The organism is Okeania hirsuta, assembly GCF_003838195.1.
Taxonomy (GTDB): Bacteria; Cyanobacteriota; Cyanobacteriia; order Cyanobacteriales; family Microcoleaceae; genus Okeania; species Okeania hirsuta.
Genome location: NZ_RCBY01000611.1, coordinates 1 through 1,117, shown reverse-complemented (window position 1 = coordinate 1,117; position 1,117 = coordinate 1). Strand labels below are relative to the sequence as shown.

Genomic DNA, 1,117 nt, shown 5'->3' with positions numbered 1-1,117 from the left:
TCGACACTTGGCGGACCGGGGTGATCAAGTAGCCATTCTATTTGAGCCCAATGATCCATCTCAAGGAAACATCAGTTATACCTATAAGGAATTGCATGCCGCGGTTTGCAAAACAGCCAACGCGCTAAAAGCTAATGGCATTGAAAAAGGAGACCGCGTGTGCTTCTATATGCCCATGGTACCAGAGTTAGCTATTGCAGTATTGCCTGCGCTCGCATCGGTGCCATTCACTCCGTGGTTTTTGCGGCTTCTCCGCCCAAGCCCTGGCTGATCGTATTAAGGAGCCACATGTAAGATGGTCATCTGCTCAGATTACAACAACAGAGGAGCCAAGAATATTCCGGTTAAGAAGGTAGTAGATGATGCCCTAGCGATGGACTGCGACAGTATTGAAACCGTTTGGTGCATCGCAATACTGGCGGAGAAGTACAAATGGAAGCAGGGCGAGATAAGTGGTGGCATGATGAGGTAAATAGCCAATCTGCTGACTGCCCGGCGGAGGCGATGGATTCAGAAGATATGCTATTCATTCTGTACACTTCTGGTTCTACAGGTAACCAAAGGAGTTGTACATACCTGTGGTGGCTATATGGTGTATGCCTGCTTTAGCTTCCGCAATGTTTTTCAATATCAAGATGGAGATGTCTACTGGTGTACAGCTGATATTGGCTGGATTACTGGACATAGCTACATTGTATATGGTCCTCTCTTAGCTGGAGCTACCACGGTTATTTTGAGGGGTACCTACTTACCCTGATGCAGGAAGGTTTTGGGAAGTATGTGATAATTAAAGGTTAATCAGTTCTATACAGCTCCGACGGCTATTCGAGCTTTAATGGCAAAAGGAGATCAGTTTGTGGATAAATATGACCTAAGTACCTTGAAGGTAATTGGTAGTGTAGCCGAACCATCAACGAAGAAGCCTGGAATTGGTACAATGAAAAAGTCGGGAAAGGCAATGCTCCGATTGTGGATACTTGGTGGCAAACCGAGACCGGCGGAATTATGATCACTCCACTACCTGGCATTACCGATACCAAACCTTGTTACGCCTCCTATCCTATGCCGGGCGTCCAACCTATTTTGGTGGATTCACAAGGCGAGTTGGTGGAGGGTA

The 1,117-nt window shown here is 46.7% G+C and carries 5 protein-coding genes; all 5 read left to right on the top strand.

What is annotated here, in order from left to right; genetic code table 11:
* Positions 1 to 271 (top strand): AMP-binding protein (locus tag D5R40_RS38770; protein WP_205127869.1); only part of this gene is annotated, 271 nt, incomplete at its 5' end.
* A 128-nt stretch (positions 272 to 399) separates the two neighbouring features.
* The gene (locus tag D5R40_RS38765) at positions 400 to 609 is read left to right on the top strand and encodes a hypothetical protein (protein ID WP_205127868.1); all 210 of its coding nucleotides are present in this window, start codon (positions 400 to 402) and stop codon (positions 607 to 609) included.
* Positions 590 to 757 (top strand): AMP-binding protein, encoded by a 168-nt coding sequence (locus tag D5R40_RS43385; RefSeq protein ID WP_205127867.1) that lies wholly within the window; start codon positions 590 to 592, stop codon positions 755 to 757. The genes D5R40_RS38765 and D5R40_RS43385 overlap by 20 nt, the downstream gene beginning before the upstream one ends.
* Positions 758 to 835: 78 nt before the next feature.
* Entirely contained in the window at positions 836 to 1,009 is a 174-nt protein-coding gene (locus D5R40_RS40495) for a hypothetical protein (RefSeq protein ID WP_240041710.1), read from the top strand.
* Positions 967 to 1,117, top strand: a 151-nt coding sequence (locus tag D5R40_RS43380) for a hypothetical protein (protein WP_375339459.1), incomplete at its 3' end; no start/stop codon positions are given. The genes D5R40_RS40495 and D5R40_RS43380, both read left to right, overlap by 43 nt.

What these genes read in the sequence shown, in the direction of transcription:
- D5R40_RS43385 (WP_205127867.1), top strand. Translation starts at nt 590, where the DNA reads ATGGTGTATGCCTGCTTTAGCTTCCGCAATGTTTTTCAATATCAAGAT.
- D5R40_RS40495 (WP_240041710.1), top strand. Translation starts at nt 836, where the DNA reads ATGGCAAAAGGAGATCAGTTTGTGGATAAATATGACCTAAGTACCTTG.